The 21,826-nt window shown below is 65.8% G+C and carries 22 protein-coding genes; 17 read left to right on the forward strand and 5 right to left on the reverse strand.

Going from position 1 to position 21,826, the window contains the following annotated elements; genetic code table 11:
- The first annotated feature begins 24 nt into the window (after nucleotides 1–24).
- Together AB688_RS12390 and AB688_RS12395 are read left to right on the forward strand one after the other, a co-directional pair.
- Nucleotides 25–642, forward strand: coding sequence for an FMN-dependent NADH-azoreductase (locus AB688_RS12390; protein WP_063544378.1), 618 nt, complete (start codon nucleotides 25–27; stop codon nucleotides 640–642).
- On the forward strand, nucleotides 639–1,652 hold the full coding sequence (locus AB688_RS12395; RefSeq protein WP_063544379.1) for a hypothetical protein: 1,014 nt from the start codon (nucleotides 639–641) through the stop codon (nucleotides 1,650–1,652). Before AB688_RS12390 ends, AB688_RS12395 begins: the two co-directional genes overlap by 4 nt.
- A gap of 15 nt (nucleotides 1,653–1,667) precedes the next feature.
- Here AB688_RS12395 and AB688_RS12400 read toward each other — a convergent pair whose 3' ends face one another.
- A complete protein-coding gene (locus tag AB688_RS12400) occupies nucleotides 1,668–2,789 on the reverse strand; it encodes a mechanosensitive ion channel family protein (RefSeq protein ID WP_063544380.1) in 1,122 nt (373 codons plus the stop codon).
- 212 nt (nucleotides 2,790–3,001) lie between these two features.
- Between AB688_RS12400 and AB688_RS12405 the strand changes: the two genes are divergently transcribed.
- The 4 genes from AB688_RS12405 to AB688_RS12420 all read left to right on the forward strand — a co-directional run bounded on the left by AB688_RS12405 (nucleotide 3,002) and on the right by AB688_RS12420 (nucleotide 7,980).
- Nucleotides 3,002–3,517: a sigma-70 family RNA polymerase sigma factor gene (locus tag AB688_RS12405; RefSeq protein WP_063544384.1), complete on the forward strand. Its 516-nt coding sequence runs from the start codon at nucleotides 3,002–3,004 to the stop codon at nucleotides 3,515–3,517.
- Nucleotides 3,514–4,461 (forward strand): FecR domain-containing protein, encoded by a 948-nt coding sequence (locus tag AB688_RS12410; protein ID WP_063544385.1) that lies wholly within the window; start codon nucleotides 3,514–3,516, stop codon nucleotides 4,459–4,461. Before AB688_RS12405 ends, AB688_RS12410 begins: the two co-directional genes overlap by 4 nt.
- Before the next feature lie 67 nt (nucleotides 4,462–4,528).
- Nucleotides 4,529–6,922 (forward strand): TonB-dependent receptor, encoded by a 2,394-nt coding sequence (locus tag AB688_RS12415; protein ID WP_063544386.1) that lies wholly within the window; start codon nucleotides 4,529–4,531, stop codon nucleotides 6,920–6,922.
- 152 nt (nucleotides 6,923–7,074) lie between these two features.
- Nucleotides 7,075–7,980: a LysR family transcriptional regulator gene (locus AB688_RS12420; RefSeq protein ID WP_054892743.1), complete on the forward strand. Its 906-nt coding sequence runs from the start codon at nucleotides 7,075–7,077 to the stop codon at nucleotides 7,978–7,980.
- A gap of 64 nt (nucleotides 7,981–8,044) precedes the next feature.
- Here the strand turns inward: AB688_RS12420 and AB688_RS12425 are convergent, their stop codons facing one another.
- A complete protein-coding gene (locus AB688_RS12425) occupies nucleotides 8,045–8,461 on the reverse strand; it encodes a RidA family protein (RefSeq protein WP_063544388.1) in 417 nt (138 codons plus the stop codon).
- Nucleotides 8,461–9,780, reverse strand: a complete 1,320-nt coding sequence (locus tag AB688_RS12430) for a flavin-containing monooxygenase (protein ID WP_063544390.1) — start codon at nucleotides 9,778–9,780, stop codon at nucleotides 8,461–8,463. Before AB688_RS12430 ends, AB688_RS12425 begins: the two co-directional genes overlap by 1 nt.
- 281 nt (nucleotides 9,781–10,061) lie before the next feature.
- Here AB688_RS12430 and AB688_RS12435 point away from each other — a divergent pair, with 281 nt between their 5' ends.
- Both AB688_RS12435 and argE read left to right on the forward strand, forming a co-directional pair.
- A complete protein-coding gene (locus AB688_RS12435) occupies nucleotides 10,062–10,739 on the forward strand; it encodes a DUF1028 domain-containing protein (protein WP_054892748.1) in 678 nt (225 codons plus the stop codon).
- Nucleotides 10,732–11,892: an acetylornithine deacetylase gene (gene argE, locus AB688_RS12440; protein ID WP_063544392.1), complete on the forward strand. Its 1,161-nt coding sequence runs from the start codon at nucleotides 10,732–10,734 to the stop codon at nucleotides 11,890–11,892. The genes AB688_RS12435 and argE overlap by 8 nt, the downstream gene beginning before the upstream one ends.
- A gap of 103 nt (nucleotides 11,893–11,995) precedes the next feature.
- Here the strand turns inward: argE and AB688_RS12445 are convergent, their stop codons facing one another.
- Nucleotides 11,996–12,907: a LysR family transcriptional regulator gene (locus tag AB688_RS12445; protein WP_063544394.1), complete on the reverse strand. Its 912-nt coding sequence runs from the start codon at nucleotides 12,905–12,907 to the stop codon at nucleotides 11,996–11,998.
- Nucleotides 12,908–13,028: 121 nt separating this feature from the next.
- Between AB688_RS12445 and AB688_RS12450 the strand changes: the two genes are divergently transcribed.
- The 7 genes from AB688_RS12450 (at nucleotide 13,029) to AB688_RS12480 (ending at nucleotide 18,844) form a co-directional block, all read left to right on the forward strand.
- Entirely contained in the window at nucleotides 13,029–13,727 is a 699-nt protein-coding gene (locus AB688_RS12450) for a CoA transferase subunit A (protein ID WP_054893208.1), read from the forward strand.
- Nucleotides 13,728–13,761: 34 nt separating this feature from the next.
- Nucleotides 13,762–14,418 (forward strand): CoA transferase subunit B, encoded by a 657-nt coding sequence (locus tag AB688_RS12455; RefSeq protein WP_054893209.1) that lies wholly within the window; start codon nucleotides 13,762–13,764, stop codon nucleotides 14,416–14,418.
- A 188-nt stretch (nucleotides 14,419–14,606) separates the two neighbouring features.
- Entirely contained in the window at nucleotides 14,607–16,025 is a 1,419-nt protein-coding gene (locus AB688_RS12460; protein WP_054893210.1) for a short-chain fatty acid transporter, read from the forward strand.
- A 182-nt stretch (nucleotides 16,026–16,207) separates the two neighbouring features.
- Entirely contained in the window at nucleotides 16,208–16,429 is a 222-nt protein-coding gene (locus tag AB688_RS12465; protein WP_054893211.1) for an MbtH family protein, read from the forward strand.
- Nucleotides 16,430–16,432: 3 nt separating this feature from the next.
- Nucleotides 16,433–17,152 carry a thioesterase II family protein gene (locus AB688_RS12470; protein ID WP_054893212.1) on the forward strand — a complete coding sequence of 240 codons (720 nt, stop codon included), beginning with the start codon at nucleotides 16,433–16,435 and terminating at the stop codon, nucleotides 17,150–17,152.
- 61 nt (nucleotides 17,153–17,213) lie between these two features.
- Nucleotides 17,214–17,765: a hydrolase gene (locus tag AB688_RS12475; protein ID WP_063544397.1), complete on the forward strand. Its 552-nt coding sequence runs from the start codon at nucleotides 17,214–17,216 to the stop codon at nucleotides 17,763–17,765.
- 26 nt (nucleotides 17,766–17,791) lie between these two features.
- Nucleotides 17,792–18,844, forward strand: coding sequence for a DUF1615 domain-containing protein (locus AB688_RS12480; RefSeq protein ID WP_063544399.1), 1,053 nt, complete (start codon nucleotides 17,792–17,794; stop codon nucleotides 18,842–18,844).
- Nucleotides 18,845–18,886: 42 nt separating this feature from the next.
- Here the strand turns inward: AB688_RS12480 and AB688_RS12485 are convergent, their stop codons facing one another.
- Nucleotides 18,887–20,113, reverse strand: a complete 1,227-nt coding sequence (locus AB688_RS12485; protein ID WP_063544401.1) for an MFS transporter — start codon at nucleotides 20,111–20,113, stop codon at nucleotides 18,887–18,889.
- 239 nt (nucleotides 20,114–20,352) lie between these two features.
- On the opposite strand from AB688_RS12485, the gene AB688_RS12490 reads away from it, so the two are divergent.
- Together AB688_RS12490 and AB688_RS12495 are read left to right on the forward strand one after the other, a co-directional pair.
- Nucleotides 20,353–20,868, forward strand: coding sequence for a sigma-70 family RNA polymerase sigma factor (locus AB688_RS12490; protein ID WP_063544403.1), 516 nt, complete (start codon nucleotides 20,353–20,355; stop codon nucleotides 20,866–20,868).
- The gene (locus tag AB688_RS12495) at nucleotides 20,865–21,785 is read left to right on the forward strand and encodes a FecR domain-containing protein (protein ID WP_063544405.1); all 921 of its coding nucleotides are present in this window, start codon (nucleotides 20,865–20,867) and stop codon (nucleotides 21,783–21,785) included. The genes AB688_RS12490 and AB688_RS12495 overlap by 4 nt, the downstream gene beginning before the upstream one ends.
- Nucleotides 21,786–21,826 lie beyond the last annotated feature (41 nt).

Below are 21,826 nucleotides of genomic sequence, written 5' to 3' on the forward strand. Positions count from 1 at the left end.
CAAGCCCCTGTTCGGAACCCCCGCATGAATATTCTGCATATCGATTGCAGCACCAGGGCCGACTCCCACAGCCGGGCGCTTTCGGCAGCGCTTGTCGCCCACTTGTCCAAAGACATGCCCCAGGTGCGGGTGACCCGCCGTGGCCTGGGCCTGGCGCCCATCGCCCATGCGTCGGCAGCCTACGCCGACGGCCTGCAATCGCCCCAGGCGCTGCAGGAGGCACTGGCTGGCTCGGCCATGACGCTGTCCGAGCAACTGATCGTGGAAGTCGAGCACGCCGACGTGCTGGTGATCGGTACACCGATGCACAATTTCACCGTGCCATCGGTGTTCAAGGCCTGGCTCGACCAGGTACTGCGCGTCGGACGCACCATCGGTCGTACAGCCGAGGGACGCAAGACCGGCCTGCTCGTCGATCGCCCGGTGCATGTGGCGATCGCTGCCGGCGGTTTTTTCAGCGGCGAGCGTCCCAGCCAGCCCGACTTTCTCACCCCCTACCTGAGCGCCGCCTTTGCCTGCATCGGCCTGCATTCGGTGCATTACCTGGCTTTGCAGGGCACCGCGGTACTTGAGCCTGCGCAACTGCGCGTCGAGCATGAGCGGCTGCTGGACAGTCTGGCTGAGGGGAGGGCGCGTCCATGACCCTTGTCGAACAACCCGCACCGCTGGCGTTCGAGCGCCTGGGCAGCCGCAGTCCGCTAGCCGTACCGCTGATGGCGGTGCTGGTGTATCCGTTTCTGTTGATGCTGTTCCACGCCTATGTCAGCGAGCCGAGCGGCCTGGATGGCATCGGCGCGGTGATTGCGCTTGCACTCGCCTTCGCGGTACCGATTCCGGGATTGCTGGTGGCCGGGCGTGCCGAGGTGTCGGTGGGCGTGCGCCGGTTCGCCTATGCCAACGTGGCTGCGCCGACCCTGTATGTGTTCCTCGGCGTGGTGCAGGCGCTGCTGGGCAGCACGCTGCCCGATCCGCTGGTGTGGTGCGTGCTGTGGCTGGGGTTGGCTACGCTTGCGCTGCTGAGCGGGCGGCAGCAGGCGGGGGCATTCGTCACCGGGGGCCTCGGTTGCTGGCGCGTGGCCCACGGTGTGAGTGGTGCGATTCTGTGCCTGTACGTGCTGTTCCACCTGGCCAATCACCTGACCGGGCTGGTCGGGCCTGAGCTGCACGCCCAGGTCATGGACCTCGGCCGTACCGTTTACCGGGCAGGCTTCATCGAACCGCTGCTGGTGATGGCCTTCGTCTTCCAGGTGGTCAGCGGCCTGCACCTGGCCTGGCGCTGGAGCGCGCGGGTACAGGATCGGCTGCGCACCTTGCAGGTGGCGTCCGGGGTGTTCCTGTCGTTGTTCGTGCTTGGGCACATGAACTCGGTGTTCATCTACGCCCGCACCTACCTGGGCATTCCCACCGACTGGAATTTCGCCACCGGCGCGCCCACCGGCCTGTTGTTCGATCCCTGGAACATCCGCCTGGTGCCGCACTACACCCTGGGTGTGTTTCTGGTCCTGGTGCACCTGCTGCTGGGGCTGCGCGTGGTGATGCAGGCGCACGGCGTGCAGGAGCGGACCGTGCGTCTGATCTGGCGCAGTGGCTTGCTCGCCTGCGCGGCCATTGCGCTGGCGATCATCGCCGGGATGTGCGGGGTGAGGCTGTAGCGCCGGGACCGGCGTTCAGTTCCCCAGCGAGTCTCGGCCCCTGACCTGCGTGAACTGGTTCGAGGCCTCCGGCAAGCCTGTCACCTTGATCGAGCGCGCGCCGACGGCAAACTTGGCGCCGACCTTGGCGAAGCGCTCGAGCAACTGGAAGTTGATCGCCTGCTGGATATCCATGTACAGGTTGTAGCCGGGGTCGAGGACGATATAGACGGCCTCGAACTCCAGGGCCTCCTTGCCGAAGCCACGCAGGTGGGCGCGGTCGAAGCGCACCTGGCCCTGGGCCTTGATCGACTCTTCGACGATCGCCGGGGCCTTTTTCACCGCCTCCGTGGGCGTGTCGTACGACAGGCCGAACTCGAAGACGATGCGTCGCTCCTGCAGGCGCTTGTAGTTCTGGATGGTGCTGCTGATCATGCCGGCGTTGGCCATGACGATCTGCTCGCCGCCGAGGCTGCGGATGCGTGTGGTCTTCAGGCCGATGTTCTCCACGGTGCCGGCGAGCGAGCCGATGACGATGAAGTCGCCGACCTCGAACGGTTTGTCGACGGCAATCGACAGCGAGGCGAACAGGTCGCCCAGCACATTCTGCACCGCCAGGGCCACGGCGATGCCGCCGACGCCAAGGCTGGCGACGAAGGCGGTGATGTTCACGCCCAGGTTCGACAGCATCGCCAGCAGCACCACCGACCACAGCAACACCCGCGCGCCCCAGCCCGACAGGGTCGCCAGCGCGCTGCCACGGTAGGTGTTGCCGGTGTCGTGGCGGGCGAAGTAGCGGGTCAGGCCAGTGGCGATGGCGCGGTTGGCCCACAGGCCGATCTGCAAGGCTGCGACCACGAACCACAGGCTGCCGACCCGGTCCAGCCAGCGTTCCGGCAGGTCCAGCACGCCAAGGCCGACCAGCAGCGAGGCGAGCATCAGCAGGAAGTTGCTGGTGCCTTCGAGTACCTGGGTGATGAGCTTGCTGAGCTGCCCGTCATGGCTGGACCACTGGCGGGCGCGGCGCTTGAGGAAACTCAGCGCCCAGCGCGTCACCAGGAAGGTGATCACGGTCACCGTCAGGGCCAGCAGCAGGTTGAGGATGGAGATGCCGAATACCGTGGTGGTGGTCAGCAACTGCAGAAATCGATCGTCCATCGGGTCCCCCTCCGAGGTGGTGTTGATTGCAGGGTGTGCCGTGGGGCACAAACTGTTTAGAAGGGGGAGGTAGGTGAGGGTTTAATCGGATTTTGCCGGTGGCTCTTGCCGCCGCTTCGCGGGTGGATCACAGCAGAGCACCTTGGCGAGCGCATGAGAAATAATTAGAATCACTCGCATTCGTATCTCATCCTTCCCCAGTGTGCCTCCGAATGTCCGACCCCGCCGCGGCACCCGAACCCAGCTTCAACACCCTCTATCGCGACCATCGCAGCTGGCTGCAAGGCTGGTTGCACCGGCGCCTGGGCGATGCCTGGACGGCGGCGGACCTGACCCACGACACCTTCCTGCGGGTCCTCGCGGCGCAGCAGGCCAAGGCCGTGCCGAGCCTGCGCGAGCCACGGGCCTACCTGCTGACGGTCGGGCGTCGGTTGCTGGTCAATCACTACAAGCGGCGCAGCCTCGAGCAGGCCTACCTGGACGCCCTCGCCAACCTGCCCGAGGCGCTTGCACCGTCACCGGAGCAGCGCTGGTTGCTGCTGGAAACCTTGCAGGCCCTGGATGACCTGCTCGATGGCCTGCCTGCCGTGGTACGCCGGACCTTTCTCTGGTCGCAGCTCGAAGGGCTGGACTACGCCAGCATCGCCGCGCGGCTGGAGGTGTCCGAGCGTACGGTGAAACGCTATATGGCCAAGGCATACGAACACTGCCTGCTGGTGGACCTGTGAGCGCCCCGGCGGAGGTCGGCGCACGCCAGTTGGCCCGTGAGGCAGCGCAGTGGCTGGCCTTGCAGGATGCCGGCCAGCTCGACACGGAGCAGGCTGCTGCGCTGCAACGCTGGCGCGCCCGCAGTGCCGCCCATGAAGCCTTGTGGCAGAAAGCCGAGGGGCTGCGCCAGCGCTTCGCCCAGGTACCGGCGCCATTGGCGGTGGCTTGCCTGGACCGCCCCGATCCAGATCGCCGCCGCGTGCTGGGGCAGATGCTGGGTGTTGGCGCGCTGCTGCCGCTGGCCTGGCTGGGTTATCGGCAGTTGCCGTTGGACGGCTGGCGTGCCGACCTGCGTACCGCCACGGGCGAGCGCCGCGGCTTGACCTTGCCGGATGGCAGCCGGTTGCAGCTCAACACCGCCACGGCGGTCAATCTGGACTTCGCCGAAGGCCGCCACTGGTTGCAGTTGGTGCAGGGCGAGATTGCCGTCGACACCGTTGGCCCGCTGCAGGTGCAGACCCGCGACGGCCTGGTGCGCGTGCAGGGGGCTGGGGTGTGCGTGCGTGAGCGTGCGCAGGGCTGTGTGGTGTCGGTCACCCGTGGCCAGGTCAGCCTGCAACCGCTGGCCGGGCCGGCGGTCCGCCTGGAGGCCGGTCAGCGGGCGACGCTGAGCGCCTCCGGGGTGACCGCCAGCCAGCCGTTCGATGCCCAACTGCCCGGTTGGCAGCAGGGGTTGTTGATCGTCGACGACCAGCCCCTGGGCGATCTGCTGCGTGAACTGGATCGGTACCGCCCCGGGCTGTTGCGCTGGGATCCGGCGCTGGAGCAATTGGCGGCGACCGGTACTTTCCAGCTCGACGACACCGACCGCATTCTGGCCCTGCTGGCGGCGAGCCTGCCGCTTCAGGTGCACTACCGCACCCGCTACTGGGTGTCGCTGACCCCGCGCAAGAAAATTGCCTGACCGCTGTCCCTTTTCTGCCGCCTGCTTGTCATCAAGGGTATCCACCCCTGATCTGAGAGCGTTCCGGATGTCCCGCACCCCTTTGCTTCGCCCGTTATCCTTGCACCTGATGCGCGCTGGCCTGCTGCTTGCGCTGGGTCTGCCCGCGTCTGGCTGGGCCGATGAAGCGCGGCGCAGCTATCAGGTGCCGGGCGGCAGCCTTGGCGCCGTGCTGACACGCTTTGCTGGCCAGGCTGGGGTCAGCTTGTCGGTGGACCCGGCGCTGGTCGCCGGGCGCAGCAGCCTGGGGCTTGCCGGCGAATACGGGGTCGAGGAGGGCTTCGCTGCCTTGCTGCAGGGCTCAGGCCTGATACTGGTCTCGGCAGGGCCCGGTAGCTTCACCCTGGTGCGGCAGGCCGCGCCGGTCGAGGGCGCGCATGTGCTGCCCGACATCAATGTCCATGGCCAGGGCGCCGCGCCGGCAGCAGACGCCTATGCCGGTGGCCAGGTGTCACGACGGGGCAGCCTCGGCATGTTGGGCGAGCGTGACTACATGGAGACGCCCCTGAGCATGACCTCCTACACCCGCGAGATATTGCAGAACCAGCAGGCCCGTACCCTTGCCGATGTCGTCGCCAACGATCCCTCGGTGCGCAGCACCAACCCGGCAGGCGGGCGCTTCGAACAGTTCTCCGTGCGCGGCTTCAGCCTGTACAACAGCGATGTCGCCTACGGTGGGTTGTATGGCGTGCTGCCGACCTACTCGATCGACATGGAGATGGTCGAGCGGGTCGATATCCTCAAGGGGCCAGGTGCGCTGCTTGGCGGCCTGGCGCCCAACGGCAGCATTGGCGGCGGGGTGAACATCGAGCCCAAGCGCGCTGGCGAGACGCCGCTGACCGAGTTCACCGCGCTGTACGCCTCGGCGGGACAAGGGGGCGGTCATCTGGACATCGGTCGACGCTTCGGTGACGACCAACGCTTTGGCGTGCGCCTGAATGCGGTGCGCCAGGCCGGCGACACCGAATGGGATCACCAGCATATGGACCGCGAGGCGACCGTGCTGGGCCTGGATATGAAAGGCGAGCGCACTCGCCTGTCGCTGGATATCGGCCATCAGGCGCGTGACGTGGATGCGCCAATGGAGCGTGTGGGCCTTGCCGCAGGGCTCAAGGTGCCGGATGCCAAGGATGTTCACCACAATTTCGCCCAGCCCTGGAGCTACTCGCGGGCCAAGGATACCTTCGGCGCCGTGCGCGGCGAGTATGACCTGAGCGACAACTGGATGCTGCTGGGCGCCCTGGGGGCGCGCAAGGGCGACTACGACTTCATGCGCCATGCCGTGCAGGTGGTCAACGAAGCCGGTCGCTTCACCGTCAGCCCGCGCGCCTTCCAACGCGAGGAAGACGTGGTTACCGGCACCGTCGGCGTGCGCGGCTGGTTCAACACCGGCGCGGTCGGCCATACCCTCAACATCAGCCTCAATCGCTTCGACCTGACCTTCGACAACAGCGGTGCGCGCTATGCCAACGGCGTCAGCAACCTGTTCGACCCGGTGACCTTGCCCGCACCGGGCGCGCCGTTGGCCGACGACAACCCGACCCACACCAACACCGTGCTGTCGAGCTTGGCCCTGGCCGATACCCTGAGTTTCGCTGACGACACCGTGCTGCTCACCCTTGGCGCGCGCCTTCAGCGTGTCGAGGTCGACAGCTCCGAGCCCGGCGAGCCCGACCAGCGCTACGACGAGCGCGCCACCTCGCCGGCCATGGGCCTGGTGTGGCGCACCACCGAGCAGCTGTCGCTGTACTTCAACTACATGGAGGGCCTGACCCAGGGCCAGGTGGCACCGGAAACGGCGAACAACGCCGGCAAGGTCTTCGCGCCTTACCGCAGCAAGCAACTGGAGGTCGGCGCCAAGTACGACATGGGGCGTTTCAGCACCACGGTCAGCCTGTTCCGCATCGAGAAACCGTCGTACTTCACCGATGCCCAGAACAACCTCAGCGCCGACGGCGAGCAGCGCAACCAGGGCCTGGAAATCAGCCTGTTCGGCGAACCACTGGACGGGGTGCGGGTGTTGGGTGGGGCGATGTTCCTCGATGCCGAGCAGACCCGCACGGCCAATGGTCGCAACGATGGCAACCGGGCCATCGGCGCGCCGGTGGTCAATGCCAACCTTGGCGTTGAGTGGGACCTGCCGGCCATCGACGGGCTGACCCTCAGCGCGCGTGTCATCCACACCGGCAACCAGTACCTGGATGCCGCCAACCGGCAGAAGGTCGACGCCTGGCAGCGTTATGACCTGGGCGCGCGCTACGCGCTCAAGCTCGGTGACAAGGACGTCACCCTGCGGGCCAGCGTCGAGAATGTGCTGGACAAGACCTACTGGGCCTCGGCCAACGTCCCCGACGGCACCGCCACCGGCCTGACCCTGTCGACCCCGCGAACCTGGCTGCTGTCGGCGACGGTCGGGTTCTGAGGGACCGTTGCCCTGGGGGCGGGCAACAAGCGAGCAAAAATATGCTCAGCCCCCAGGCAAATCCTAGGCTGCACTGGCCGCACGCACGCCAGCCACTAAGGTAAGGTGAGAGGAAAATTCCGCGCGCCGCCCACGGCGCCCCAGAGGTGCCCATGGCTTCCTACACCTTGCGACAACTCAAGTACTTCGTCACCACCGTGGAGGCCGGCAGTGTTGCCGAGGCTTCGCGCCAGCTGTACATCGCCCAGCCGTCGATCTCCACCGCGATCAAGAGCCTGGAAGAGAGCTTCGGTGTGCAGTTGTTCATTCGTCACCACGCCCAGGGCGTGTCGCTGACCCCCAGCGGCAAGCGCTTCTACGCCAAGACCAAGGCGCTGCTGCAGATGTCCCATGAGTTCGAGCAGAACGCCCTGGCCGACAACGATACGGTGGCCGGGCAGATCGACATCGGCTGCTTCGAGACCGTTGCGCCGCTTTATCTGCCCCGGTTGATCGCAGGGTTTCGCGAGCGCTACCCCGGTGTCGACATCCGCCTGCGTGACGGTGAGCAGCAGGAGCTGATCCAGGGGCTGACCGCCGGCACCTTCGACCTGGCGTTTCTCTACGACCACGACCTGGACGGCACCATCGAGGCCGAGCCGCTGATGCCGCCGCAGAAGCCCTATGTGCTGCTGCCCGAGAAGCACCGCTTCGCCAGCCAGGCCCAGGTTTCGCTGCGCGACCTGTGCCCGGAGCCGATGATCCTGCTCGACGTTGCGCCGAGCCGTACCTACTTCGTCAGCCTGTTCAACGAGATGGGGCTGACGCCGAACATCGTCTTCAGTTCGCCATCGATCGAGATGGTGCGCGGGATGGTAGGGCAGGGGTTCGGTTTTTCGCTGCTGGTGACCCGGCCGCATTCACCCTTCACCTACGATGGCAAGCGCCTGGTGACACTGGATATCGCCGAGCCGGTGGCGTTGTCGGGGCTGGCGGCGGCGCACCTCAAGCGTGTGCAATTGACCAAGCCTGCGCAGTTGTTCGTCGAGTTCTGTCGCGAAGAGTTGGCGAAGCTGTAAACGATTCGCGGCGGTTCGGCTACCCGAACCGCCGCGAACAGAACACCGCGGTGGCAATCAGTGCTTACTGCTCATCCGGCACCACAGCGATCACATCGATTTCCATCAACCACTCAGCCTGCGCCAGACCCGCTACCACCAGCCCGGTGGAGATCGGGAACACGCCCTTGAGCCACTTGCCGACTTCGCGGTACACCGGCTCGCGGAAGCGTGGGTCGGTGATGTAGGTAGTGGTCTTGACGATATGCGACAGGTCGGAGCCGGCCTCTTCAAGCAGTTGCTTGACGTTTTTCATCGCCTGCTCGGCCTGCGCCTGGGGGTCGCCCAGACCGACCAGGCGGCCTTCGAAATCGGTGCCGACCTGGCCGCGTACATAGATGGTGTTGCCGGCACGCACGGCCTGGCAGAGGTCATTGTCCAGGGTCTGGTTGGGGTAGGTGGCCTTGGTGTTGAACATGCGGATGCGGGTATGGGTAGGCATCAGTGGGCTCCGAGGGTGCTGACGTTGCTGATCGAGGTGTGTGGCTGTTCATCCGCTGCGCGCTGGTCGCGGTCGCGATAGGCCAGGTAGGTGCGCTGGGTGGCGATATGGCCGGCGACGTGCTTGGCGTCGTGCCATACGCCCCAGATGAACGACGAGCCGCGGCGCGACAGCCAGGGCAGGCCGAGGAAATACACCCCCGGCTCGCGGGCCACGCCGCGCTGGTGCTGGGGTTTGCCGTTGGCGTCGAAGGTGTCGACCTGCAGCCAGCTGAAGTCCACGCCGTAGCCGGTGGCCCAGATGATGCTGGTGACACCAGCCTTGGCCAGGTCCAGTTCCAGCAGCGGGTTGCTGACGCAGTCCGGGTCGGCCAGGCGTTGGCGCGCTTCGGGCTCTTCGGGCAGGTCCAGGCCGTTGCGCTCGATGTAGGCATCGGCGGCATCGAGCAGGGCCAGGTAGTTCTCGTCGCCGCGGTTGATGTTGTCGGCCAGGTTGTCCTGGAAACGCACCACGCCGTCTTCGAACGACTGGGTCAGGCCGACCAGGGTCATGCCCTGGTGGGCGAGGGCGCGGAAGTCCACGGTATGGCCGCCACGGGCACCGCTGACGGCAATGGTCACGTGTTCGCGGCCTGGCTTGGCGATTTCTGCGTCCCATTCACCCAGCACGCCCAGCCACCAGCAGAAGTCGCGGTTGCGGTAGGCGCGTGGTGGGCGGTCGTGGGCACCGACCGAGAGGTAGACCTGGCGCCCGGCGCGCATCAGCTCTTCGGCGATCTGCACCCCGGAAGACCCGGCACCGACGACCAGCACCGCACCTTCAGGCAATTGCTGCGGGTTGTAGTATGCGGCGGAGTGGATCTGGTGCAGGCGTTCATCCTTTGGCGCAATGGCCGGGATCACCGGTTTCTGGAACGGCCCGGTGGCGGCGACCACGCGGTTGGCGCGGATCACGCCTTCGTTGGTTTCGATGGTGAAGCCCGGGCGGTCGCTGTTGCGCACCACGCGCTTGACTTCGATGCCGGTACGCACGGGCAGGTTGTACTTGCGCACGTAGCGCTCGAAGTAGTCGGCGACCTGGTCCTTGCCGGCGAAGGCGTCGGCGTCGAGGTCGAATTCAAGGCCAGGGAAGCGGTCGTGCCAGACTGGCCCGTTGGCCACCAGCGAGTCCCAGCGTCCAGTGCGCCAGGCCTCGGCGATGCGGTTGCGTTCCAGCACCAGGTGCGGCACGCCGAGTTTGCTCAGGTGTTCGCTCATGGCCACGCCGGCCTGGCCGGCGCCGACCACGAGGGTGTCGATTTCGAGATTGTTCAGTGTCATGTCCGAGCCCTTGTTCAGGCGGTTTTTGTCAGGTCGGTTTTGGAGGACCGCCGTTACCTGGGGCCAGACTAGGGATGCACGGAATTTCGCGAAAATAGTATTTAGCTGGGGCTTGCCGATAAATTGGCGAAGGGTGGCAGCGCTGCAGCGAGCAGCCCGGCAGATTTGCCCAGCAAACCCGCGGTGCCCAGTTTTTTCCTCGCCATTGCCAAGCAAAATGCTCGTTTCGCCGCCGCCAGGGCTTGCCGAGAATGCCGGTAAACCCAGAAAGGAGCTGCACCATGACCTTCTCCATCATCGGCCGCTGCCAGGAAACCGGCCAGGTCGGCATCGCCATCAGCTCGTCCAGCATCGCCGTCGGTGCCCGCTGCCCGTGGGTGCGTGCCGGGGTAGGGGCGGTGGCGACGCAGAACATCACCTTGCCGGCCCTCGGCCCGCAGATCCTCGACGCCCTCGAGCAGGGCCAGTTGCCGCCTGCCGCAGCGCTGGACCGGGTGCTCAGCGCCAACGGCTGGAGCGAGTACCGCCAGGTGACGGTGATCGACAGCCACGGCCAGGTCGCGCTGTTCACCGGCAAAGAAGCACTCGGCGTACATAATGCGGTCGCCGGCGAGCAGTGTGCAGCCGCGGGCAACCTGCTGGCCTCGCCGCAGGTGATCGAGGCGATGGTGCACGCGTTCGAGCAGGCCGGTGGGCACCTGGCCGATCGCTTGCTGGCGGCGATGCACGCGGCCATGGCCGCCGGTGGCGAGGCAGGCCCTGTGCACTCGGCCGCCCTGAAGATCGCCGGTGAGCTGACCTGGCCGCTGGTGGACCTGCGTGTGGACTGGGCCGAGCACGACCCGATCGGCGAACTCGACCGCCTGTGGCAGGCCTATCGCCCACAGATGCAGGACTACGTCACACGCGCCCTGAACCCGACCACCGCACCCAGCTACGGGGTGCCGGGCGATGAGTGATCTCACCAGCCGCGCCGTGCTGGAGCGCCTGATCGGCTTTGCCACGGTCAGTCGCGACTCCAACCTCGAACTGATCGGTTTCATCCGCGATTACCTGGCGGGGCTTGGGGTCGAGAGCGAACTGTTCCTCAACGAGGTGGGTACCAAGGCCAACCTGTTCGCCACCATCGGCCCGACCGATCGTGGCGGCGTGGTGCTGTCCGGGCATACCGATGTGGTGCCGGTGGACGGCCAGGCCTGGAGCGTCGAGCCGTTTCGCCTGAGCGAGCGCGATGGCCGCCTGTATGGCCGTGGCACGGCCGACATGAAGGGCTTCATCGCCTCGGTGCTGGCGGCGGTGCCGGCGTTTCTCGCCCAGCCGCTGAAGACGCCGGTGCACCTGGCATTCTCCTATGACGAAGAGGTCGGCTGCCTCGGTGTGCGCTCGATGCTGGAGGCGCTCGAACAGCGCCCGAACAAGCCACGCCTGTGCCTGATCGGCGAACCCACCGAGCTCAAACCCGTGCTCGGGCACAAGGGCAAGCTGGCCATGCGCTGCCAGGTGCACGGCGCCGCGTGCCACTCGGCCTATGCACCTTATGGTGTCAATGCCATCGAGTACGCAGCGCAATTGATCGGCAAGCTGGGCGAGATCGGCGGCGAGCTGGCCCGTCCCGAGCAACATGACGCGCGCTTCGATCCGCCGTTCTCTACCGTGCAGACTGGCGTGATCAAGGGCGGCCGCGCGCTGAACATCGTGCCTGAGGAGTGCGAGTTCGATTTCGAGGTGCGTGCCTTGCCGGGTTTTGAAGCCAAGGTCGTGGCCGAGCGCCTGCATACCTACGCCGAAACCGACCTGCTGCCACGCATGCGTGCCGTCAGTGATGCCAGCGAGATCCGTCTCACGCCGCTCAGTGCCTACCCTGGGCTGGCAACGCCCGAAGACAGCGAAGCGGCGCGCCTGGTGGCGCTGCTCAGCGGCTCGGAAGATTTCGGCACCGTGGCCTTTGGCACGGAAGGTGGGCTGTTCGATCAGGCGGGGATCCCGACCGTGGTCTGCGGGCCGGGCAGCATGGATCAGGGGCACAAGCCGGACGAGTTCGTCAGCGTCGTGCAACTGCAGGGTTGTGACGCGATGTTGCTGCGCTTGCGTGATTATCTTGTTGGTGACTGAGGTGCTTGCCGAAAGATTTTCAGCGCCTGTGAGATCGAGCGCCGCCCGCGCGGCGCTCGATCTCACAGGCGCTGAAAAACCTCAGGCAAGCACCTTTCAGCCCTCACGCAACCCCATGCGACCACACCTCCGGCGCACGGGTATGTGACAGCAACACATCCAGCAACGCCTGCGCCGCAGTGGACAACTTGTGGTCGCTCAGGGCGATGACCCCAATGCGCCGCTCGACAGTGGGCTCGACCAAAGGTACGCAGCGCGCCCCCAGCTCCTGCATCTGGTTGATGCACAGCGCCGGTACGGCACTGACCCCCAAACCATTGGCAACCATTCGCCCGACCGTGGACAACTGGTGGCTTTCGAAGGCCACCGCCAGCCGGCCATGCTCGGCGGCCAGGTGTTGCTCGAGCAGCAGGCGCACCGCCGACGGGCGTTGCAGGGCGATGAAGTCATGAGTCAACAGTTCGCGCCAGCTCACCTGGGGCTGCTGCGCCAAGGGTGAATCGCCCGGCACCACGGCGACGAACCGGTCCAGGTACAACGGGTGAAACTGCAAGGCATCGCTGCGCTCGGGCTCGAAACCTATGCCCAGTTCGACGCGGCGGTGGCGGACCAGTTCCAGCACCTGCTCGTTGATCACGTCGTGCACGGTGACGTTGACCTTGGGGTAGCGCTGGCGAAACACCTTCAGTGACTGCGGCAGCAGGTTGCCGGCAAAGGCCGGCATCGCCGCCACCGACACCCGCCCCAGTTGCAGGGTGAAGCGCTGGCGCAGCATTTCCTCGGTATCGTCCCAGTCGGCCAGCAGGCGCCGGGCCAGCGGCAGCAGCACCTCGCCCTCGGCGGTGAGGCTGACGCTGCGTGTGGTGCGGGTGAGCAGGGCGCCGCCGAGGTTGTCCTCCAGCGCCTTGATGGTCAGGCTCAGTGCCGGTTGCGAAATGTGCAGGTGTTCGCCGGCCTGGGCGAAGCTCTGGTACTTGGCCACGGTGACGAAGGCGCGCAGTTGCTTGACGTTCATGGCGGGTCCGCAGGTTGTTTTGCAAAAGTTATCAATCGATGACGAAAACAAAATTAACAAATCAGTCGCCAGCGGTGAAGATGCCTTCCACACGCTCAAACAACTACAAAGGCGGATCAGCATGGCCGGACTGGACAAGCGCGTAGCAACCTATGAACAGGCTCTCGAAGGCCTGACCGACGACATGACGGTACTGGCCGGCGGCTTCGGCCTGTGTGGCATCCCCGAGAACCTCATCGCCGAGATCAAGCGCCGCGGGGTCAAGGGCCTGACGGTGGTCTCCAACAACTGCGGCGTCGACGGCTTCGGCCTGGGCGTGCTGCTCGAAGACCGGCAGATCCGCAAGATGGTGGCCTCCTATGTCGGCGAGAACGCCGAGTTCGAGCGCCAGTTGCTCAGCGGTGAGCTGGAAGTGGAACTCACCCCCCAAGGCACCCTGGCCGAGAAGATGCGCGCCGGCGGTGCCGGTATCCCGGCCTTCTACACCGCCACGGGCTACGGCACCCCGGTCGCCGAAGGCAAAGAGGTGCGTGAGTTCAACGGCCGCAAGTACATCCTCGAAGAATCCATCACCGGCGACTTCGCCATCGTCAAGGGCTGGAAGGCCGACCACTACGGCAACGTGGTGTACCGCAACACCGCCCAGAACTTCAATCCGCTGGCCGCCACCGCCGGCAAGATCACCGTGGTCGAGGTCGAGGAAATCGTCGAGCCGGGCGTGCTGCTGCCCAGCGAGATCCACACGCCGGGAATCTTCGTCGACCGGGTCATCGTCGGCACCTTCGAGAAGCGCATCGAGAAGCGCACCGTCAAGGCCTGAGCGCCGTCCACAGAACAACAAAGAGATCCTGACCATGGCACTGACCCGCGAACAGATGGCTCAACGCGTCGCCCGTGAACTGAAGGACGGCTACTACGTCAACCTCGGCATCGGCATCCCCACCCTGGTGGCCAACTATGTGCCCGCCGACATGGACGTGATGCTGCAATCGGAGAACGGCCTGCTCGGCATGGGCGAGTTCCCCACCGAGAGCACCCTCGACCCCGACATGATCAACGCCGGCAAGCAAACCGTGACCGCCCGCCGTGGCGCGTCGATCTTCGATTCGGCGCAATCCTTCGCCATGATCCGTGGCGGTCATGTCGACCTCACCGTGCTGGGCGCTTTCGAGGTGGACGTGGAGGGCAACATCGCCTCCTGGATGATCCCCGGCAAGCTGGTCAAGGGCATGGGGGGCGCCATGGACCTGGTGGCCGGCGCCGAAAACATCATCGTCACCATGACCCACGCCTCCAAGGACGGCGAGTCCAAGCTCCTGCCACGTTGCAGCCTGCCGCTGACGGGTGCTGGCTGCATCCGCAAGGTGCTTACCGACCTTGCCTACCTCGAGATCGAGAACGGTGCCTTCATCCTGCGCGAGACCGCGCCCGGGGTGAGCGTCCAGGAGATCGTCGAGAAAACCGCCGGCAAGCTGATCGTGCCGGACGATGTGAAAGAGATGACGTTCTAACGCTATTGCTTTACCTCCCCCCTGTAAGGGCGGGCTCGTTGTAGGGGCGGGCTTGCCCGCGAATGCGCCGGTACATTCACCAACGTATTCGCGGGCAAGCCCGCTCCCACGGCAAGCCCGCGCCTACAGGGGTTTTGCGTTGATAAACAAGCAACATCCACCAATAAGACCAAAAAAGGAAAACACTCGTGGCCGCTGAAATCCAAGACAGCCGCTCCGCCCGCTTTGCCCTGCGCTGCTCCAACTGGGCCGAACGCTGGTTCCCCGACTCCTGGGTGTTCGCCGCCCTGGCCGTGATGCTGGTGTGCCTGGGCGCCCTGGCCATGGGCGCCAAGCCCACCGACACCGCCAAGGCCTTTGGTGACGGCTTCTGGAGCCTGATCCCGTTCACCATGCAGATGGCCTTCGTGGTCATTGGCGGCTATGTGGTCGCAAGCTCGCCGCCTGCTGCGCGCCTGATCGACCGCCTCGCGCGCCTGCCGAAGAACGGCCGCTCGGCGGTGTGCTGGGTGGCGCTGATCTCGATGCTCGCCTCCTTGCTCAACTGGGGTCTGTCGTTGGTGTTCGGCGGCCTGCTGGTGCGTGCCCTGGCCCGCCGCACGGACCTGAAGATGGACTACCGCGCCGCGGGCGCTGCTGCCTACCTGGGCCTGGGCGCCGTGTGGGCGCTGGGCTTGTCGTCGTCGGCTGCACAGTTGCAGGCCAACCCGGCCAGCCTGCCGCCGTCGATCCTGTCGATCACCGGCGTCATTCCGTTCACCGAAACCATCTTCCTCTGGCAGTCCGGGGTGATGCTGGCCGCGCTGGTGATCGTCTCGCTGGTCGTCGCCTACGCCACCGCGCCCGGACCGAACAGTGCGCGCAGCGCCCAGGACTGTGGTGTCGATCCGACCTTCACCGCCCCACCTGCGCCGCAGCGCACCCGCCCCGGCGAGTGGCTGGAGCACAGCCCGATCCTGATCCTGCTGCTGGTGGCCCTGGCGGCCGGCTGGCTGTACCAGGAGTTCGCCACCAAGCCTGCGATCACCGCCATCTCCGGGCTGAACACCTACAACCTGCTGTTCATCATGCTGGGCGCCTTGCTCCACTGGCGTCCGCGCAGCTTCCTCGACGCCGTGGCCCGTGCGGTGCCGACCACCACCGGCGTGCTGATCCAGTTCCCGCTGTACGGCTCGATCGCCGCCATCCTCACCCAGGTCAAGGGCGCCGACGCACAGACCCTGGCGCACCACATCTCGGTGTTCTTCACCCAGATCGCCACCCATGACACCTATGCCTTGCTGATGGGCGTGTATTCGGCGGTGCTGGGCTTCTTCATTCCGTCTGGCGGCGGCAAGTGGATCATCGAAGCGCCCTACGTGATGCTGGTGGCCAACGACCTGCAGTACCACCTGGGCTGGGCGGTGCAGATCTACAACGCCGCCGAGGCGCTGCCGAACCTGATCAACCCCTTCTACATGCTGCCGTTGCTGGGCGTGCTGGGCCTGAAGGCGCGTGACCTGATCGGCTTCTCCTTCGTGCAACTGCTGGTGCACGTGCCCCTGGTGCTGGTGCTGCTCTGGGCGCTGGGCACCACCTTGCAGTACGTGCCACCAGTGATGCCGTAGCCGCGTCACCGCGCACTACCGCGCTTGCGGTCCGCAATGGCCCGCAAGCGCTGCCCGCCGCTCGACGTCCTTGTATGTCGATCCGTGAAAAAAGCGTAATTTTCCCCCGTCTCCCTTCGTTTTCCTGAGAGCTGCCCTGCGTCCAGGCGGACCGGGCCATCATCACCCCAAGGAGACAGGCAATGACTTCCGTTTTCGACCGCGACGACATCGTGTTCCAGGTTGTGATCAATCACGAGGAACAGTACTCGATCTGGCCCGACTACAAGGCGATCCCCAACGGCTGGCGCGCCGCAGGCAAGAGTGGCCTGAAGAAAGACTGCCTGGCCTACATCGATGAAGTGTGGACCGACATGCGCCCCCTGAGCCTGCGCCAGAAGATGGCCGAAGCTGCGGTGCAGTAAGGCGTGACTGCACTCAACCTGCTATGCCTGCCGTACTCGGGCGCCAGTGCCATGGTCTACAGCCGCTGGCGGCGCAAGCTGCCGGCCTGGTTGCAGGTGCGCCCGGTGGAGTTGCCCGGGCGCGGCGCGCGCCTGGGCGAGCCGCTGCAAACCGACATGCAGGCACTGGCCCGGCAACTGGCCAGCGAGCAACGCCTGGCGGCGAGCACGCCCTATGCGCTGCTCGGGCACAGCCTGGGCGCGCTGCTCGCCTTCGAGCTGGCCCACGAGCTGCAAGCCTTGGGTTGCAAGGCACCGGTCGCACTGTTTGCCTGCGGCACGGCGGCACCGACCCGACGTGAGGACTACGACGGCAAGGGCTGGCGTGAAGCCAAGACCGATGCCGAGCTGATCGACGAGCTGCGCCAGTTGCAGGGCACCCCCGAGGAGGTGCTGGCTAACGAAGAGCTCATGGGCCTGACCTTGCCGATTCTGCGCGCCGATTTCCTCATGTGCGGCCGCTACGACTATCGCCAACGCGCACCGTTGCACTGCCCGTTGCATGTCTTGGGCGGCGAGGCCGACCGCGCCAGCGAAGAGCAACTGCTGGCCTGGCGTCGCGAAAGCCTGGGCGATTTCTCGCTGGAGGTCTTCCCTGGCGGGCACTTCTTCATCCATGAGCACGAAGACCGGGTGTTGAGCCTGCTGGCCGCCTCTCTGGAACCTCATCGACTTTCGGCATGATTGACGTAGGCCTTTGCCTGGGGGAGGCTGGGGGCTTTCCCACAGGACAAGGGTTGTCCCCATGCTGATCGATCCCCGCCAGGCCACGCTGCTGGTCGTCGATATCCAGGAACGCCTCATCGGTGCCATGAGCGACCCCGAGGGCACCCGCGCGCGGGCCCGCGGGTTGCTCGCCGCCATCGCCGAACTCGAGCTGCCCACGGTGATTTCCGAGCAGTACCCCAAGGGCCTGGGCGCGACCCTGGCCGAACTCAAGGCCGCCGCTACAGGGGCCGAGATCGTCGAAAAGCTGCACTTTTCCTGCGTGGCCGCCGAATGCCTGCCCGCCAGCCTGCTGGCGCGCGAGCAGGTGATCGTCTGTGGCATGGAAACCCACGTCTGCGTGCTGCAGACGGTGCTTGGCCTGCTGGGCCTGGGCAAGCAGGTGTTCGTGGTCGAGGACGTCTGCGACAGCCGCACCCCGGCAAACAAGGCGGCAGGCCTTGCGCGCATGCGCGACGCCGGGGCGCAGATCGTCACCCGCGAGATGGTGCTGTTCGAACTGCTGGGCAGTGCCAGCCACCCGTTGTTCCGCCATATCAGCAAGACCTACATCGTCGGTGACCCATCCTGAACCCGCGGCTGCTGGGCGCTGGGCTGATGCTGCTGGCCCTGCTGCAAGGCTGTGCCGGGCGCCGCGAGGAGTCGCCCGAAGTCGACCCTGCCCAGGTCCGCGCCCAGCTCATGCGCCTGCTGCCTGCCTCGGTCAAGGACCGCCAGGGCTGGGCCGAGGACATCCAGGTCGCGTTCACCGCCCAGGGCATCGCGCCCAGCCGCAGCAATCTGTGCGCGGTGCTGGCGGTGACCGAGCAGGAATCCACCTTCACCGCCGACCCCCAGGTGCCCAACCTGGGCCGCATCGCCCGCGAGGAAATCGACCGCCGCGCCGCGCGTCTGCATATCCCCAGGCTGCTGGTCGATGGCGCCCTGGCGACGCCTTCGGCGAACGGCCAGAGCTACCAGCAGCGCCTGCTGGCGGTACGCAGCGAGAAGCAGCTCAGCGCCCTGTTCGATGATTTCATCGCCGGCTTGCCGCTGGGCGACAAGTTGCTCGGCGGGCTCAACCCGGTGCGTACCGGCGGGCCGATGCAGGTCAGCATCGACTTTGCCGAACGCCATGCCAAGGACTATCCCTACCAGCGCCAGGGCACGATTCGCCAGGAGGTATTCAGCCGTCGCGGCGGCCTGTACTTCGGCATCGCCCACTTGTTGGGCTATCCCGCCCATTATGAGCGGCCGCTGTACCGCTTCGCCGATTTCAACGCAGGCTGGTACGCCAGCCGCAACGCCGCATTCCAGGCGGCGCTGAACAGCGTGACGGGTGCAGCGTTGGCCCTGGACGGCGACCTGATCGCACCGGGTGCGATCCTGCCAGGCACGACCGAGCGCGCGGCGCGCAGCCTTGGGGTGAAGCTGGGGCTGCGCAATCCGCAGATTCGCAGCCAGCTGGAATTGGAGAACAGTCTGGCGCTCGAGGACAGCGCCTTGTACCGCGGCGTATTTGCCCTCGCTGACGCCAAGGCGGGCAAACCACTGCCACGTGCGGTGCTGCCGGGGATCGTGCTCAAGAGCCCGAAGATCACCCGCAAGTTGACCACGGCGTGGTTTGCGGGGAGGGTGGACGAGCGCTACCAGCGCTGCATGACGCGTTGACCGACGCAAGCTGCAGGGGCCGCAACGCAGCCCCTGCAAGGCTCAGGCAGGCTGGGCTGCCAGGCTGTTGCTGACGTTACGCCCCAGTACCAGCACGGTGACGAATCCGCAACCGACCAGCGCCGTGGCCAGGCTCAGCAGCACCGAGCTGCCCAGTTGGTCGACGATCCGCCCACCGAAGAACGAGCCCAGTGCGATGATCACCTGGAACATGGCCACGAACAGCGGCATGCCGCGTTCGACATCCTTGGGCGCGACCACGAACATCCAGATGCTGGCACAGGCCGGGAAGGCACCGAAGGCAAAGCCCCACAGTGCGATCAGCATCACCGCCCCAGTCATGCCGGTGGCGAAGTAAGGGAACAGTGCGGTGCTGATGCCGATCAGCAAGGCCACCAGCAGCAGGGTGTAGCGCACGCTGCGGTTGGCGGCGAAGCCGGCGAACAGGTTGCCGATGACGCCGGCTACGCCGTAGAGCAGCAACAGCGAGCCGATGGTTGCGCCGTCGAAGCCCGAGCTTTGCTTGAAGAACGGTGCGACATAGGTGTACGCGGCAAAGTGCGCCAGGCCAATCAGCAAGACCGCGATCAGGCCGACCCGTGCCAGCGGATTGATGAACAGCGCCGGCAAGTCACTGATGCGGATGGCCTTGTCGGGATTGAGCCGTGGCAGCAGGAAGACCTGCGCGAGCAGCACCGGCACACCCAGCAGGGCGGTCACCAGGAAGGTCATGCGCCAGCCCATCAGGCCGCTGAGCCAGGTGCCGACCGGCACGCCCAGCACCGTGGCCAGGGTGACCCCGACCATGATGATCGAAGTCGCCTGGGCCACGCCCACCCCCTTGGGCGCCAGGCGCCCGCTCAGGGCAATGGCCGTGGCCCAGAAGCCACCGATGCTGATACCCAGCAGCACGCGGCCGAACAGCAGCAGGCTGAAGTCGCTGGCATAGGCCACCACCGAGTTGGCGATGATCATGATCAGCGTCAGGCCGATCAGCAGGTAGCGGCGGTCCATGGCACCGATGCCCACCGACAGCAGCGGAGCGGCGAGGGCGGCCATGATACCGGGCAGGGTGACCATCAGGCCGGCTTGCCCGGCACTGATGCCCAGGTCGCTGGCCACATCGTTGAGAACGCCTACCGGGAGGAATTCACTGGTCACCAGGGCGAAGGCGCCCACGGCAACCGAGAGAATCGCCAGCCACTGCTGTTTGACGCTCTGTTGGTTATGTTCAAGAAGGCCATCGGGGGCCTGATTGACGCTTGGCATGGTACGGATTCCAAGTGTTGTCGCCTGGAGCAGGCGCAGGAGGCGGGAAAATAGGAGGGCGATTATAGAAGTGGGTTCCGAAAGGCCTATAGGCAGGCCGTTCGATAGTAATCATCAGTGTGATCGATGGATCGCTCGGCTGACCTCATCCAGCGCGGCATTCCCAATCTCCCCTTCACTGAGTACACTTGCGACATGTTCTTATTTGCATCTAATAATCTTTTTCGGGGAGGAGCGTGATGTCCACCGTTGTAGCTGACGGCGCCGCGCACATGGGTTTGGAAACACTGTACCGCGAGCACAGCGGCTGGCTGCACGGCTGGTTGCGTCAGCGCATGAATAACGCCGCCGATGCTGCGGACTTGGCCCAGGACACGTTCATCCGGGTGTTGCTGGCGCGCAGTGCAGGCATGCTCAACGAGCCACGGCATTATCTGGCGACCATCGCTCGCGGCCTGGTCATCGATCTCTACCGGCGTCGCAGCCTGGAAAGCGCCTACCTCCAAGCCTTGGCGCAACAGCCCGAGCACTATGCGCCCAGCGCTGAAACCCGTGCTGCCGTGCTGGAAACGTTGATGGCCATCGACCGTATGCTCGATGGTCTCGGCGAGCGCACGCGGGCGATCTTCCTGGCCGTACAGCTTGACGGCCTGAGCTACGAAAAAGCCGCCACCCGGCTGGGTGTTTCGGTCAGTACCGTGCGCAAGCACCTGGCCCGTGGGCTGATGCATTGCTTGCTGATCGACGACGCATGAAGGCCATTCTAGCCGATGCTGTGAACTGGTATGTGCGCCTGCACGACAGCGACGTCGATGAAGCCACTCGCGTCCAATGGCAAGCCTGGTACGCCGCCGACAACCGTCATGCCGAAGCCTGGGCACGCCTGGAGCAATTGCAGTACCGCCTGGGCAACGCCCCTCGTGGTGCGGCGCAGACACTGCAGGCCGCACGCTGGGATCGACGTTCCGCGGTGAAGGCCCTGGCGCTGCTGCTCGGGGTCGGAGCGGTGGGGTGGCAGGGCTATCGGGTCTCGCCCTGGCGTGCCGATTACTGGACTCGGGTGGGTGAGCGGCGGCAATTGACGCTTGCCGACGGTACGCGGCTGGACCTCAACACTGACAGCCGAGTGGACGTCGTGTTCGACGCCGGGCAGCGCCTGATTCAACTGCGCCAGGGCGAGATTCTGGTGGACACTGCCCAGGATCCGCGTCCGCTCAGCGTGTGCACCGCCGAAGGCGACATCCTGGCCCTTGGCGCCCGCTTCAGCGTGCGCCAGGACGCTGGCGTAAGTCATGTCACGGTGGCCACCCAGGCCGTGGAGGTGCAAGCCAAGCGCATGTCGCAACGGCTGCGCATCGATACCGGCTACAGCCTGAGCTTCACTGCCGACAGTTTCGGGCCGCTGCGACCGATGGAGCCCGATGCCCAGGCCTGGGTCCAGGGCATGCTGGTCAGCGTCGATTGGCGCTTGGGTGATGTGGTGCAGGCCTTGGCCCGCTACCGGCCTGGTTATCTCGGCTGCTCGAAGGAGGTCGCCGGGCTGCGCTTGTCCGGCGCCTTCAACCTCGATGACACCAACGTTGCGCTGGCCAGCCTGGAAGACGCCTTGCCGATCCGCGTCCGACGCATGACCGACTACTGGGTGCGCCTGGAGCCCTCCGGGCTGGGGTAAGCGGGTCATAGGCGTTGCCCGAATTTTTTTTGCCTCGGGGT

It is taken from the genome of Pseudomonas putida (genome assembly GCF_001636055.1).
Taxonomy (GTDB): domain Bacteria; phylum Pseudomonadota; class Gammaproteobacteria; order Pseudomonadales; family Pseudomonadaceae; genus Aquipseudomonas; species Aquipseudomonas machongensis.